13 protein-coding genes are annotated in these 13,494 nt (G+C 67.4%); 9 read left to right on the top strand and 4 right to left on the bottom strand.

The annotated features are described in order from the left end of the window. Window positions 1-100 precede the first annotated feature (100 nt). The 3 genes from D578_RS0107160 to ppsA all read right to left on the bottom strand — a co-directional run bounded on the left by D578_RS0107160 (window position 101) and on the right by ppsA (window position 3,938). Complete coding sequence (locus D578_RS0107160; RefSeq protein WP_018949290.1) at window positions 101-661, bottom strand: YggT family protein; 561 nt, start codon at window positions 659-661, stop codon at window positions 101-103. An 81-nt stretch (window positions 662-742) separates the two neighbouring features. Then, window positions 743-1,573 carry a pyruvate, water dikinase regulatory protein gene (locus D578_RS0107165; protein ID WP_018949291.1) on the bottom strand — a complete coding sequence of 277 codons (831 nt, stop codon included), beginning with the start codon at window positions 1,571-1,573 and terminating at the stop codon, window positions 743-745. After that, window positions 1,566-3,938 (bottom strand): phosphoenolpyruvate synthase, encoded by a 2,373-nt coding sequence (gene ppsA / locus D578_RS0107170; RefSeq protein ID WP_018949292.1) that lies wholly within the window; start codon window positions 3,936-3,938, stop codon window positions 1,566-1,568. Before ppsA ends, D578_RS0107165 begins: the two co-directional genes overlap by 8 nt. Before the next feature lie 124 nt (window positions 3,939-4,062). Between ppsA and D578_RS0107175 the strand changes: the two genes are divergently transcribed. The 9 genes from D578_RS0107175 (at window position 4,063) to D578_RS0107215 (ending at window position 12,468) form a co-directional block, all read left to right on the top strand. After that, window positions 4,063-4,611: an ATP-dependent zinc protease gene (locus D578_RS0107175; RefSeq protein WP_026289235.1), complete on the top strand. Its 549-nt coding sequence runs from the start codon at window positions 4,063-4,065 to the stop codon at window positions 4,609-4,611. Next, the gene (locus tag D578_RS0107180; protein ID WP_018949294.1) at window positions 4,608-6,143 is read left to right on the top strand and encodes an inactive transglutaminase family protein; all 1,536 of its coding nucleotides are present in this window, start codon (window positions 4,608-4,610) and stop codon (window positions 6,141-6,143) included. The genes D578_RS0107175 and D578_RS0107180 overlap by 4 nt, the downstream gene beginning before the upstream one ends. Continuing rightward, window positions 6,143-7,171: an alpha-L-glutamate ligase-like protein gene (locus D578_RS0107185; RefSeq protein WP_018949295.1), complete on the top strand. Its 1,029-nt coding sequence runs from the start codon at window positions 6,143-6,145 to the stop codon at window positions 7,169-7,171. Before D578_RS0107180 ends, D578_RS0107185 begins: the two co-directional genes overlap by 1 nt. 49 nt (window positions 7,172-7,220) lie before the next feature. Then, window positions 7,221-7,703, top strand: coding sequence for a transcriptional repressor (locus tag D578_RS0107190; RefSeq protein WP_018949296.1), 483 nt, complete (start codon window positions 7,221-7,223; stop codon window positions 7,701-7,703). Between the two features lie 378 nt (window positions 7,704-8,081). Beyond that, the gene (locus tag D578_RS0107195; protein ID WP_018949297.1) at window positions 8,082-8,528 is read left to right on the top strand and encodes a DNA-deoxyinosine glycosylase; all 447 of its coding nucleotides are present in this window, start codon (window positions 8,082-8,084) and stop codon (window positions 8,526-8,528) included. Window positions 8,529-8,678: 150 nt separating this feature from the next. Next, the gene (locus D578_RS0107200) at window positions 8,679-9,968 is read left to right on the top strand and encodes a hypothetical protein (RefSeq protein ID WP_018949298.1); all 1,290 of its coding nucleotides are present in this window, start codon (window positions 8,679-8,681) and stop codon (window positions 9,966-9,968) included. Window positions 9,969-10,052: 84 nt separating this feature from the next. Further along, window positions 10,053-10,979: a metal ABC transporter substrate-binding protein gene (locus D578_RS0107205; RefSeq protein WP_018949299.1), complete on the top strand. Its 927-nt coding sequence runs from the start codon at window positions 10,053-10,055 to the stop codon at window positions 10,977-10,979. Between the two features lie 105 nt (window positions 10,980-11,084). Then, window positions 11,085-11,693: an AAA family ATPase gene (locus D578_RS0107210; RefSeq protein WP_018949300.1), complete on the top strand. Its 609-nt coding sequence runs from the start codon at window positions 11,085-11,087 to the stop codon at window positions 11,691-11,693. Then, window positions 11,683-12,468, top strand: a complete 786-nt coding sequence (locus D578_RS0107215) for a metal ABC transporter permease (RefSeq protein WP_018949301.1) — start codon at window positions 11,683-11,685, stop codon at window positions 12,466-12,468. Before D578_RS0107210 ends, D578_RS0107215 begins: the two co-directional genes overlap by 11 nt. Before the next feature lie 73 nt (window positions 12,469-12,541). Here the strand turns inward: D578_RS0107215 and D578_RS0107220 are convergent, their stop codons facing one another. Then, window positions 12,542-13,465 carry a histone deacetylase family protein gene (locus tag D578_RS0107220; RefSeq protein WP_018949302.1) on the bottom strand — a complete coding sequence of 308 codons (924 nt, stop codon included), beginning with the start codon at window positions 13,463-13,465 and terminating at the stop codon, window positions 12,542-12,544. Window positions 13,466-13,494: the final 29 nt, after the last annotated feature.

The following is a 13,494-nucleotide window of genomic DNA, read 5'->3' on the forward strand; positions in this document are numbered from 1 at the left end:
CGGCGGCATTGCCGCAGGGGCCCCTCGTCCCGAGTCTAGCCCGTTTTGCACCCGAACAGGCAAGGCCCCCTCGCGCATCTCGCCCGGGCGTCGATCCACCTCAAAAAGAGCGCACGATAATCAGCAAGATATAAAGCCCGACCAGGGCAATCATTGGCGAAAAATCGATCGCGCCGGTATTTGGCAGGGCCCGGCGCAGAGGGCCGAGGATGGGGCGGTTCACCGCTCCCGCCAGACGCATGATGGGATTGTTGGCGGAACCGCCCCCGGCCTGAAGCCAGCTCATCACCACCTCGGCAATGAGCGCGATGATGAAGACCCAGATCACAGTGGTCAGCAATTCGCGGATCGCCACGGCAAGGATGATCCCAACCCCGACATCCACGCCCACAATCAGCACGCGCAGCCAGATTTCGATGAACTTGAGCACGATCATCAGCACGATCGCGGCCAGGTCGACCCGCCCGATCGAGGGGATCACGGGCCGCAACACCCGCAACGGCGGGTCGGTCAGCATCACGATGGTCTGCGAGATCGGATTGTAGTAATCGGCCCGCACCAGGCCGAAGATCGTCCTCAAAATCAACAGGATGATATAAATCCCGAAGACAACGCCAACGAGGAAGATGGCGATCTCTTGTCCGGTTCCGGTGGCGGGCATGCAGACTCCTTGCGATGCAGCGAGTTAACCGCGCCCATTCTCCGGCAAGCCCGGCGGGATGCCAAGCCAGGGAGACGCGGATCAAACGCCGCGGCGGGTATCCATGCAGTCGCGTACCCGGGTCGCGATCTCCTCGATCGACAGCTCGGTCACATCCAGATGCGGGATCTGCCAGCTGTCGAAGAACTCCTGGATCGCCGCACACTCGGCCCGGCATTGAGCCAGGCTGGCATAGCGGCTGTCAGGCCGTCGGCCCTCGCGGATCTGGGCGAGCCGCTGCGGGGTGATCGTCAGCCCCACCAGGCGCCCACCCAGGCCCCGCAGCCCTTCCGGCATGTGCGGGATATCGCCCTGGCGCAGGTCCTCCGGGACCAGCGGGTAGTTCGCCGCGAACAACCCGTAGTTCATGGCCAGATAGAGGCTGGTCGGCGTCTTGCCGGAACGCGAGGCACCCAGCAGCACGATATCGGCGACCGACAAATCCTGCACGGCCAAACCGTCATCATGGGCGAGGGTGTAGTTCAGGGCCTCGATGCGCCGGTCATAGCGGCTGACATCGCCCATGCCGTGGGCGCGCCCGGAGACCGATTGCGAGGGCACCCCCAGCAGGCCCTCCAGTCGCTCGACCTGCTCGCCAAAGACATCAATTACCGGCACCGAGCTCTGGTGCAGATCGGCCCGCAGGTCGGCATTGGCCAGGGTGGCCACCACCAGCGCGGGCTGCGGCCCGGCCTCGACCCGGGCGAACACGGCGGCCAGGCGCCCGGGCGTCTGCACGAAGGGCAACCGGTGCCAGGCCGGGTCGACATCCGGAAACTGGGTGAACAGCGAGCGCGCCAGGGCCTCCGCGGTGATCCCGGTGCCGTCCGAGACCAGATAGACCTGCGGGCATTGGGCGACGGAATCAGTCATCTCTCGGACCCCCGACCTTCGCCAGTTGCTCCCAGGTGGAGAGCAGCGAATCGGGATTCAGCGACAGCGAGTCGATACCCTCGTTCATCAGCCAGACCGCCAGCTCCGGATAGTCGGAGGGGGCCTGGCCACAGATTCCAACGTACTTGTCGGCGCGACGGGCGGCGCGGATCGCCATGCTCAAGAGCGCCTTCACCGCATCGTTGCGCTCGTCGAAGGAGTCGGCCACCAACCCGGAGTCGCGGTCGACCCCCAGGGTCAGCTGGGTCAGATCATTGGAGCCGATGGAGAAACCGTCGAAATGCTCGAGAAAGCGCGCCGCCAACAGGGCATTCGACGGGATCTCGCACATCATCACGATCTTCAGGCCCTTCTCGCCCCGGCGCAGACCCTCCTCGCCCAGCACCCGGATCACGTCCTCGGCCTCGACGAGCGTACGCACGAACGGGACCATGACCTGCACGTTGTCCAGCCCCATGTCGTCCCGCACCCGCCGCAGGGCCTCGCACTCCATCGCGAACGCCGGGCGGAAGGTCGTGGAGCGATAGCGCGAGGCCCCGCGAAAACCCAGCATGGGATTCTCTTCGTGCGGCTCGTAGCCGGCGCCGCCGATCAGGTGGGCGTACTCGTTGGACTTGAAGTCGGACAGGCGCACGATCACCGGCTCCGGCGCGAAGGCCGCCGCCAGCGTCGCGATGCCCTCGGACAGCTTGCGCACGAAGAACTCGCGCGGGCCGTCGTCAAAGCCACGCAGGCGTTCGGCAATCTGCTCCTGCACCTCGGGCTCGAGGCGGTTCGGGTCCTCGCCATAGTCCAGAAGCGCCAGCGGATGCACGCCGATGGTCCCGTTGATGATGAACTCCAGCCGCGCCAGACCAATCCCGGCGTGTGGCAACTGCGAGAAGGCATAGGCCCGCCCGGGGTTGGCCACATTCAGCATCAGCTTGACCGGCAACTCCGGCAGTTCGCCGATATCGGTCTTCTTGACCGTGTAGTCGAGCCTGCCGGGGTACACGTGCCCGTCGTCGCCCTCCGCGCAGGAAACCGTCGCCTCCATCCCGTCGGAGAGCACCTCGGTTGCGTTACCGCAACCCACCACCGCCGGTATGCCCATCTCGCGGGCGATGATCGCCGCGTGGCAGGTTCGACCGCCGCGGTTGGTCACGATCGCGGCGGAGCGCTTCATCACCGGCTCCCAGTCGGGGTCGGTCATGTCCGCAACCAGGATGTCGCCTTCCTCCATGGCGTGCATGGCATCCGGTGAATCCAGCACGCGCACGATACCGGCCCCCACCTTCGAGCCGATTGCACGGCCGGTCACCACCGGCTCGGCGTCGTGCGGGGCCAGCTCGTAGCGCTCGCCCGCACCCAGCTCGACGCGGCTCTCCACCGTCTCCGGCCGCGCCTGCACGATGAACAGCTCGCTGGTCTCTCCATCCTGGGCCCACTCGATGTCCATCGGCCGTTCGTAATGCTGCTCGATGGCAACCGCATAGCGGCCCAGCTGCTCGGCATCGGCATCCGACAGGCAGAAGCGGTGGCGCAGGTCGGTCGGGGTGTCCTCGGTACGGGTACCGTCCTCCGTGAGCACCATGCGCACCGCCTTGGTACCCAGGGCACGGCCAATGATGGCGCGTTTTCCGGCCGCCAGCGCCGGCTTGTAGACCTGATACTCGTCGGGGTTCACGGCACCCTGCACGACCGTCTCGCCGAGCCCCCACGCCCCGGTGATGAACACCGCATCGCGAAAGCCGCTCTCGGTATCCAGGGTAAAGATGACGCCGCTGGCGCCGACGTCGGAGCGCACCATGCGCTGGATGCCGGCCGACAGCGCGACCTCGTCGTGGGCAAAGCCGTTATGCACGCGGTAGGCGATCGCCCGGTCGTTGTAGAGGCTGGCAAAGCACTCGCGCAGCCGCTGCAGCAGCGCATCAACGCCGCGCACGTTGAGGAAGGTCTCCTGCTGCCCGGCGAACGAGGCCTCGGGCAGGTCCTCGGCGGTGGCCGAGGAACGCACCGCCACCGGGACGTCGTCGCCCAGTTTCGCGTAGTGCTCGCGCACCGCCTCCTCCAGCTCGCCCGGCAGTTCGGCCTGCTCGACCCAGCCACGCACCTCGCGCCCGGCCGCGCGCAGGGCCTCGATATCGTCGATATCCAGATCCGCCAGGCGTGCCTTGATCTGCTCGTCCAGCCCGTCCTTCGCCAGCAATGCCCGATAGGCGTCCGCGGTCGTGGCAAAACCGCCCGGCACGCGCACCCCGGCGGCACCGAGCTGCCCCAGCAGCTCGCCCAGCGAGGCATTCTTGCCACCCACCCGGGCGACATCGTTCATGGTCAGATCGGCGAGATCGACTACCCAGCTCATGGCAACTCCTGAACTCCCAGGGCCACACTGATCTAGTGCTTCCCTAGGCTTTGTGAACCCCTTAACACGGGGTAACAAGCGTGATCAGCTACACTTCAGTGTTTTGTAACCTTCAGGAGACTGCGTGACTGCTCCAGCCGCCCGTCGTTCCAGCTTAACCCAATCCATCCTGCCGACCATGCTGCTCGTCCTGGCCTTCCTGACGCAATCCGCAGGGGCCCAGGAGTCGGGGGGGGCCATGGCCATCCTGGGTGTAGTGGAGAACGTCCGCATCGCCGAGGAAGACATCGTGCTGGAGGCGCGCATGGATACCGGTGCAACCTCCTCCTCCTTGAACGCGCTGAACAAGGAACGCTTCGAGAAGGACGGCGAGGACTGGATCCGCTTCGAGATCATCGATCCGGAAGACGAGGACGCGCGCATCACCCTGGAGCGACCGATCGAGCGCATCGTGCGCATCCGCAGGCACAGCGGAGACTCGCAGGAACGCCCGGTGGTGCGCATGGAGTTCTGTATCGGCGACCAGCTCCTGAGCGCCGACACCAGCCTGATCGACCGCACGGCCCTGAAATACCAAGCCCTGATCGGGCGCAGCCACATGGCCGGGCACATCCTGGTGGATTCCGGCGCGGAGCACCTGCGCGCGCCCGACTGCGCGACGGATGACCAGTGAAGCGTTTCCACCTGCCGATCCTGATCGTACTGCTGAGCGCGATCGGACTCGGGGTCTTCGCCTACAAGGTCAGCGCGCTGGGGATGCCCCTGCAGCCGGACGCCACCGCCGAGACCTGGCAGGTGGAGGCCCGCGTGCGCTTCCAGGCCACCGGCGAGGCCACCACGGTGCAGCTTCGGATCCCTCACCGCCTGCCGAACTTCTCCATCCTGGACGAAGGCTTCGTATCCCGTGGCTACGGCCTGAACACCATCACCCAGACGGAGGATCGTCTGGCGCAGTGGACCACACGCCAGCCACGCGGCGAGCAAGTACTCTACTATCGCGCCACGCTCTACCGTGACGGAAACGACCGCTCCGAGGCCGACTACCCGGGGCCGGTGGCCGTGCCCGACTGGGCCGAACCCTTCCGTTCGGCGGCCGAGGCGCTGATCGACGACGTCCGCGGGCGCTCATCGGATATCCAGAGTTTTGCCTCGGTGCTGGTAAACGACCTCGCCAACGCCGCACCCGCTTCAAATGCGGCCGTATTCATCGAGAGCACCGACAATCGAACCCGCCGGGCCGAGACCCTGATCGAGCTGCTGGCCACCGCACGCATCCCGGCCCGGCAGGTGACCGCCCTGCGCCTGGTCGACGGGCGCCGCGACATCGAGCCGCAGACCTGGCTGGAGGTCCACAACACGCGGCGCTGGGTGCCCATCGACCCGGAGAGCGGCGAGATCGAGTACCCCGCCGATGTGGTCGTGTGGTCGCACGGCGACGCCCCACTCCTGGAGATAACGCACGGCGAGAACGCAGAGGTCCGCTTTGCGGTGGCGCGCGGGGTGCAGGATGCCCTGGCGACCATCCAGCGCTTCGGGGACACCCTGGACAGTCGTTTCCTCGATTTCTCCACCCTGAACCTGCCGCTGGGCACGCAGAACACCTATCGGGTGCTTTTGATGGTGCCACTGGGTGCGATGATTATCGTCTTCCTGCGCAACGTGATCGGCGTACAGACCTTCGGCACCTTCATGCCGGTGCTGATCGCGCTGTCCTTCCGCGAGACCCAGCTGCTGGCCGGGATCATCCTGTTCACGCTGATCGTGTCACTGGGTCTCGTGGTGCGCTTCTACCTCGAACACCTCAGACTGCTGCTGGTCCCGCGCCTGGCGGCGGTCGTCAGCGTGGTCATCATGCTCATGCTCGGCATCAGCATCTTGTCGCACCAGCTCGGCTTCGAGCGCGCCCTGGCGCTGTCACTGTTCCCGATGGTCATCCTCGCCATGACCATCGAACGCATGTCAGTGGTCTGGGAAGAACACGGCCCCGCCGATGCCATCACCCAGGGGATTGGCAGCCTGGTCGTCGCGGCCGCGGCCTACGGGTTGATGGCCAACCGCCAGCTGGAACACCTGCTGTTCGTGTTCCCTGAATTGCTGCTGGTGCTGCTGGCCGTGACCCTGCTGCTGGGGCGCTACACCGGCTATCGCCTGACCGAACTGTTCCGCTTCGGACGCATCCAGGATGCGATGCGGAGGACCGACTAATGCGCGCCTGGCTGCCGCGCTTCGTTCGCCCCAAGCTGTTGAAGGAGCAGGGCATTGTCGGCATGAACACCCGCAATGCCCGCTACATCTCCGTCTGGAACCGACGGCGCTTCTACCCGCGGGTGGACGACAAGCTCCAGACCAAGCAACTCGCCCTGGATGCCGGGCTCTCGGTGCCGGACCTGTACGGCGTCGTGCGCACCCTGCGCCAGATTCGCGACGTGCGGCAGCAGCTGCGGAACTATGAAGACGGCTTCGTCATCAAGCCTGCCCACGGCGCGGGCGGCGACGGCATCCTGGTGATCGACGGCTGGCGTGGCGATCGGCCGCGCCGGGCTGGTGGCCGCGCCATGGAGCTGAGCGAAGTGGACGATCACATCGCCAACGTCCTCTCGGGCATGTACAGCCTGGGTGGCCAACCGGACGCCGCAATGATCGAGCAGCGGGTGCGCTTCTCCTCGATCTTCGATGAGGTCTCGCACCAGGGCGTGCCGGATATCCGCACCGTGGTCTATCGCGGCTACCCGGTGATGGCGATGATGCGCCTGCCGACCCATGACTCCGACGGCAAGGCCAACCTCCACCAGGGTGCCGTGGGGACGGGCATTGACCTCGGCTCCGGCCGCACCATCGGTGGCGTGCGCTACAACCGGCCCTGCCGCGAACACCCCGACAGCGAAAAGAGCATCGTCGGCCTGCAGATCCCCGGCTGGGATCAACTGATGGAGCTGGCCGCCAGCTGCTACGAACTGAGCGAGCTCGGCTACCTGGGGGTGGACGTGGTGATCGATGCCGACCGCGGGCCGCTGATCCTGGAGCTCAACGCCCGCCCCGGGCTCGCCATCCAGATCGCCAACGGCGAAGGCCTGAACCACCGCATCCTCGCGGTGGATGCACACATGGTGTCCCGCGACATCGAACCGGCCGCCGAACGCGCCCGCTGGTCCGCCGAGGTCTTTGCGCGCCCCGAGGCGACCCGCCCGACCGAGCCCGACACCGAAACCACCCGGGCCGCCGAATCCGCCTGATCAGCGAGGCGGTTACGGGCACAGTGATCGTTTGGGCTATCCTAGGCGCATGACAGCCGCCGCCGAGACCAAGACGCCGGACATCGAACAGGCCCTGGCCGACGCCGAGCGCGTCTGCGCCCGCCACGGTGCACGCCTGACCGAGCAACGCCGGCGCATCCTGGAGCAGATCCTGCGCACCGAGGGCGTCATCAAGGCCTACGACCTGATCCATGCGCTGTCCTCCGATGATCACAGCATCAAGCCACCGACCGTCTACCGCACCCTGGCCTTTCTGCTGGAGCAGGGCCTGATCCACCGCATCGAGAGCCTGAACGGCTTCGTCGCCTGCTCGCACCCCGGCGAGCGCCACGAGTCGGCCCTGATGATCTGCGACGGCTGCGGCCAGATCACAGAATTCCACACCCCGGAACCGGCCAGCCAGGCACTGGAGCACGAGGCCGAGGCCCAGGACTTCGCCATCGACTCGCGCATGGTGGAGCTGCATGGCCAGTGCGGGGGCTGCCGCCGGGGTCAGCAGGACCGCGCCTGACGCCCCTGAAGCGGCCCGACCCCGCCCTCCGATGACCGCCACGCCCGCCCTAGGGAAACACTGATTAATGTACACGTTCGCGTTGGTGCCCCAGGTTTTCCGAGACAAGGCGCGGTCCGCAGCCGGTAGTGGTTCTACCGGCAAGGGGCGCAACGCAGGATCGGGGAACCTGGGGCACCAACCCCACAAACCATTGAATGCAGGGGCTCGGCCACTTTTGCGCGCGCACGGCGTTGCGGCTCCCTTGTGCAGAATGACCGCACGGCAGTCACCGCGCCTTGTTCGCACGCAAAAGTGACTCGAGCGCGAACGTGTACATTAATCAGTGCTTCCCTAGAGGCCTTCCCGCCCATCCTGCGGGCGGACACCCGCCTGGTCGTGCTGGGCAGCTTTCCCGGCGTCGCCTCGCTCGAGGCCCAGGCCTACTATGCCCACCCGCGCAACCAGTTCTGGCCGATTGCCGGGCAGATCCTCGGCGAGTCCTTCCCGGAACTGGACTACCCGGAACGCATTGAGCGCCTGCTCGCGCACGGCGCTGGCCTCTGGGACGTCTACGGCGCCTGCTCGCGCGAGGGGAGCCTGGACAGCGCCATCCGCGATCCGGTCCCCAACGATCTCGCCCGGCTGACCCGCGAGGCCCCGGACCTGCGCGTGATCATCCATAACGGCGCCGAGAGCGCGCGGCGCATCCGCGAGACCCGCGCCCTGGGCGTCGAGGCCCTGCGCCTGCCCTCCACCAGCCCCGCCAACGCCCGACTGAGCCTGGACGAGAAGCTGGAGTCCTGGCGCGATGCCTTCGCCCGCGCCGGCCTTCCACGCGACTAACCGGCAGCACACCGGATCGCCCGATCGGGGGTTGAAACCTGAATTGTTATTGTATAACGTTCACCTTATCAGACGTTACGCTATAACAGTCCAATTTCGTTGCTTGGCACTGCCCCGAGCGGCAGACTGCCGCACAACAAGGAGCCCGACATGCCCCTCACCCCGTTCTCACGCCCCGTATTTAGCGGGCTCGCCGCCCTGACACTCGCCGTGCCCGGCGCCGCCATGGCGCAATGGACCGCCGGTGACGGCGACTCGGCCTGGGGCATGGACGTATCCCTGATCCTCGATGGCATCTACTACAACGAGCTCTCGCACGGTAATGATTCGCCCGCCGGCTTCGACGACGGCCACGATCACGGTGATGACGGCGACCACGGCTTCGACGACGGCTTCAACCTTGGCCATTCGGAACTGGGTTTTCAGGCCCGTCTCGGCGACCTCCTGGACGCCACCGTGATCATCGAATTCGACGACCAGGACATCCAGGTCGACGAGGCCTACCTGACCACCCGCGCCCTGCCCGGCGGCCTCCAGCTCAAGGCGGGCAAGTTCCTGTCGGACATCGGCTACATCAACAACCGCCACCCCCACGAGTGGGACTTCGTGAACCGTCCGCTGGTCAACGAATACCTGTTCGGCGACCACGGTCTGCTGGAAAAGGGCGTACAGGCGACCTGGCTCGCCCCCACCGCGACCTACACCCAGCTGGGTGTGGAGCTGCTGCAGGGTAAGACCAGCGGGATCGCGAACTATGAAGGCAGCCAGTCTGCGCTGAACGATCAGGACCGCATCCTGCGCGACCGCTCCGGCCCACGCCTGGTCACCGCCTTTGCCAAGGTCGGACCGGATCTCGGGCCGGACCACGCCGCCCAGTTCGGCCTCTCCGGCGGCTACGCCCGCAGCTATCAGGTCACCGACGAGCACACCACGCGCTTCGAGGACTGGGACGGCAGCGCCTGGTTCGCCGGGCTGGACGCGGTGTACAAGTACAGCGCCGGCCGCGCCTACGGCCAGGGCGACTGGCGCCTGCAGGGCGAGTACTTCTACCGCGAGATCGACGTCGACCGCCGCGACGTGAATTTCGCAGCCGACGGCAACGGACCAGAAGGCTTTGTACGCAACGAACAGTCGTTCAAGAACAGGCAGGACGGGATCTACGTCCAGGGCGTCTATGGCTTTGCCCCGCGCTGGGAGGCCGGCCTGCGCGCCGAGGCCCTGGGCCTGAGCAACGACGTCGGTCGCGGTGACGGCGAGTCCTTCGGCACCTCCTACCGCCACACCGCCCAGGTCACCTTCCGCCCGGTGGAACCGGTCTTCCTGCGTGCCCAGCTGGCGCAGAACGACTTCATCGATGACGACGGCCACCGCGATCGCGGCCTGGAGTTCATGCTGCAGCTGAACGTGGCCCTTGGCGCACACGGCGCCCACCGCTTCTAACCACCGCTCGACCTCGCGAGGCCGGCAGGGCTGCTCCAGCCCCTGCCGGCCTCCACCCATATCCAGACCTGAACGGAGTCCCGCATGTCCGATCGCAAGACTCGCACCCGCATGACCCGGACGCTCGCCACCCTCGCCTCGGTGGTGCTGCTGACCCTCCTCCTGCTGCCGTCGCAGGCCGCCGCCGGGCTGAACATCGTCGCCACCACCTCTACCCTGGGCGTCCTGGCCCGCGAGATCGGCGGCGACGAGACCGAGGTCCGCGTCCTCGCACCGCCGGATCGCGACGCGCATTACCTGGACGCCCGCCCGAGCTTCATGGCCGCCCTGCGCCGCGCCGACATGCTGCTCGAGATCGGCGCCGGACTTGAAGAAGGCTGGCTGCCGGCCGCCCAGAGCGGCGCCCGCAACCGCGCCATCAACTCGGGCCAACCGGGCCACTTCCGTGCGGCGGACATGATCGAGCTGCGCCGCTCGATCACCGTGGACGGCCCGAACATGGGCCACGTCCACGAAGAGGGGAACCCGCACTTCAATGCCGATCCGCTGCGCATGGCGGAGATCGCGCTGGCACTGGCCGAGCGCATGGGCGAGCTGCGCCCGGAGCATGCCGCCATGTTCACGCAACGCGCCGAGCGCGCCGCCGAACGCCTGCGCGAGCAGGCCAAGGCCCTGGCCGAACAGGTCGAGCCGGGCCAGCGCATCGTGGTCTACCACGAGGACCTCGACTACCTCGAGGAGTGGCTGCCGGTCGAGATCGTGGGCTATCTGGAGCCGGCCCCGGGCATCCCGCCCACCGCCCGTCATCTGCGCAGCCTGGTGAGCGACCTGGAAGGCACCGAGGGCACGGTCCTCTACGCGGCCTTCCAGCCCGCACGCGGCGCAGAGTTCCTGGAACGTCACCTTGGCTGGCCGACCCATGCCGTAGCACTCGAGCCGCCAGCCGACACGGCGCTGGACGGCTACCTGGAACTGATGACCACCTGGGCGGAGACCCTCCCTCAACGGTAATCACGCCGCGGCCACCCGCAACGCGATGGCCCTCATCCCCTGACGACGGACCCGAATCGCTCTACCGGTCCGTTATCATTCGCGCACCCCGTCACCGGAACCCGGATGTCTCCCGACCCCGCTCAACCGATCCTTCGTTTCCAGTCGGCCCGGCTGGGGTTTGACCGGCCGGTGCTGGGGCCGCTGACCCTGGAATTGCCGATCGGCTCGCGCTGGGCCCTGACCGGGCCCAACGGCATTGGAAAATCGCTTCTGCTGAAGGCCCTGACGGGACAGGCGCGGGTACACCACGGTCGCCTGGAGCTTGCTCCACAAGCCCGGATCAGCCTGCTCGCGCAGGACCACCCGCGCCGCCAGCCCTGGCCGCTGTCCGGACACGACTGGTTCCGGGCGATGGGGGCGCAACCACCCGAACAGGCACGCGTGCGTGCCCTGATGGACCGGCGACTCGATCGACTAAGCGGAGGGCAATGGCAGCTGCTGCGCCTGGCCGCGGCACTTTCCAGCCATGCCACGCGCCCGCCGGCGGAACGTCTGGTGCTACTGGACGAGCCGGCCAATCACCTGGATGCCGAGGTTCGCCACGACGCGATCGAGCTGATCACCAGCCTGCCAGGCGGCACCACACTGCTAATGACCAGCCATGACGACGATTTCCTCCAGGCCGCCGGGGTCGAGCGCCACCCCCTGACGGAGTACATCCATGCTGGGTGACCTGCTACTCATGCCCTTCGTGGCGGGCCTGCTGATCACCGGCGTGCTGGGTCTGGCCGGCGCCGGACTGTTTCTGCGCGGCTCGGTCTGGCAGGCACTCGCGCTCGGCCAATGGGCCGCCGTCGGCGGGGTCCTGGCCTCGGTGCTGCACTGGCCGGTCCTGCTCGTGGCCCTCATCCTGGGGACCGGGGTAATGGCCCTGCTGCAGCGCAGCACGGACCGCGAGCGCCTGCCGCTCGGGGTATTCCTGGCCGGCCTTGCGGCCGTCACGCTGCTGGCTGCCAACTTCTCCCAGGCCAGCCTGGCGGCAGCCGCCTGGGCCGAAGGCCAGCTGTACTTTGCCGGGCCGAACGAACTGTGGGCGGTGGCAATGCTGGCGGTCGCCAGCATCCTGCTCGCGCCCGGACTATACCGCGTATGGCGACATGCGCAGCTAGCCCCCGATGTCCCTGCCACACGCCCCCCGACCGCGTGGCTACGGCTCACCGAGATCGGCTGGCTGGTGGCGGCGGTCGTGCTGGGCAGCATGGTGCTGGGTGTGCCCGCCGCCCTCGCCACCCTGCTGCTGCCCGCCTGGGGGGCCGCCTACCTCGCGCACAATCTGCGTGGCCTGTTCCTGTGGACCCAGGGTATCGCCCTGGCGGGCTTCCTGGTCGCCTGGGGCCTCAGCCTGTCTCTGGACCAACCCTTTGCCCCGGTTTTGGTACTGGTGAACGCGGCTCTCGCCAGCGGCGCCCGCCTGGCCGCGTCGGGATACCGCGAACGCAACCGCTGAACAAGGTGGCTACGGCTCGGCCATGCACGCGGCGCGACCCATACGCTGCGGCTTGCGCCGCGGGCGGGGCTGCTCAGAGGGCGGCCAGGGCGCGCATATGGGCCACCACACTGCGCCCCAGGGCACTCAGGGCGTAGCCGCCTTCCAGCATGGAGACCACACGCCCATCGGCGTGGCGCTCGGCCACGGCCACCAGCTCCCGGGTCAGCCAGGCATAGTCTTCCTCGGCAAGCGCCAGGCGCGAGAGTTCGTCCTCGCGATGGGCATCGAATCCGGCGGAAATCAGCACGAGTTCCGGGGCAAAGGCGTCCAGCGCATCGAACCAGGCTGCAGCCACTGCCTCGCGCCACTGCGTCGCCGACGATCCCCCGGGCACGGGGACGTTCAGGCAGTTGTCCGCCAACGGCGGGATGCCGGATCCGGGATAGGCCGGATGCTCGAAGGCGGAAGCGAACAGGATGGAGTCATCACCGGCCACCAGGGACTCGGTGCCGTCGCCATGGTGCACGTCGAAGTCGACGATGGCGATGCGCCCCACGCCATGGCGCTCCTGTGCATGGCGGGCGGCAATCACCACGTTGTTGAACAGGCAAAACCCGGCAGCCCGGTCGGCACGGGCGTGGTGTCCCGGAGGCCGCACCGCGCAGAAGGCCCGCCGGCTCGCTTCCCCCATCACCCAGTCCACCGCGCCGATACCCGCGCCCGCCGCCAGCAATGCGGCCTCCCGACTCCCCGGCGACAGGGCCGTGTCGCCATCCAGCATCACCCGCCCCCCTTCCGGGACGTGCTGCTGGATGGTGTCGATGTAATCGCGTGCGTGAACCCGGCGCAGATCCGCCCGACTCGCCGGAAACGCCTCGCGATGCAGGACCCACGGATCCAGCCCGCTGGCCACCAGCTGGTCACGGATCGCGGTCAGCCGCTCCGGACATTCCGGGTGTCCCGGACCATTGTCGTGCTCAAGGCCGGCGTCCGGCGAGAAAAACGCTAGATTCATGCTATGAAGACATTTGGTACGCCATAACC

The organism is Thioalkalivibrio sp. ALMg11, assembly GCF_000377905.1.
GTDB lineage: Bacteria > Pseudomonadota > Gammaproteobacteria > Ectothiorhodospirales > Ectothiorhodospiraceae > Thioalkalivibrio.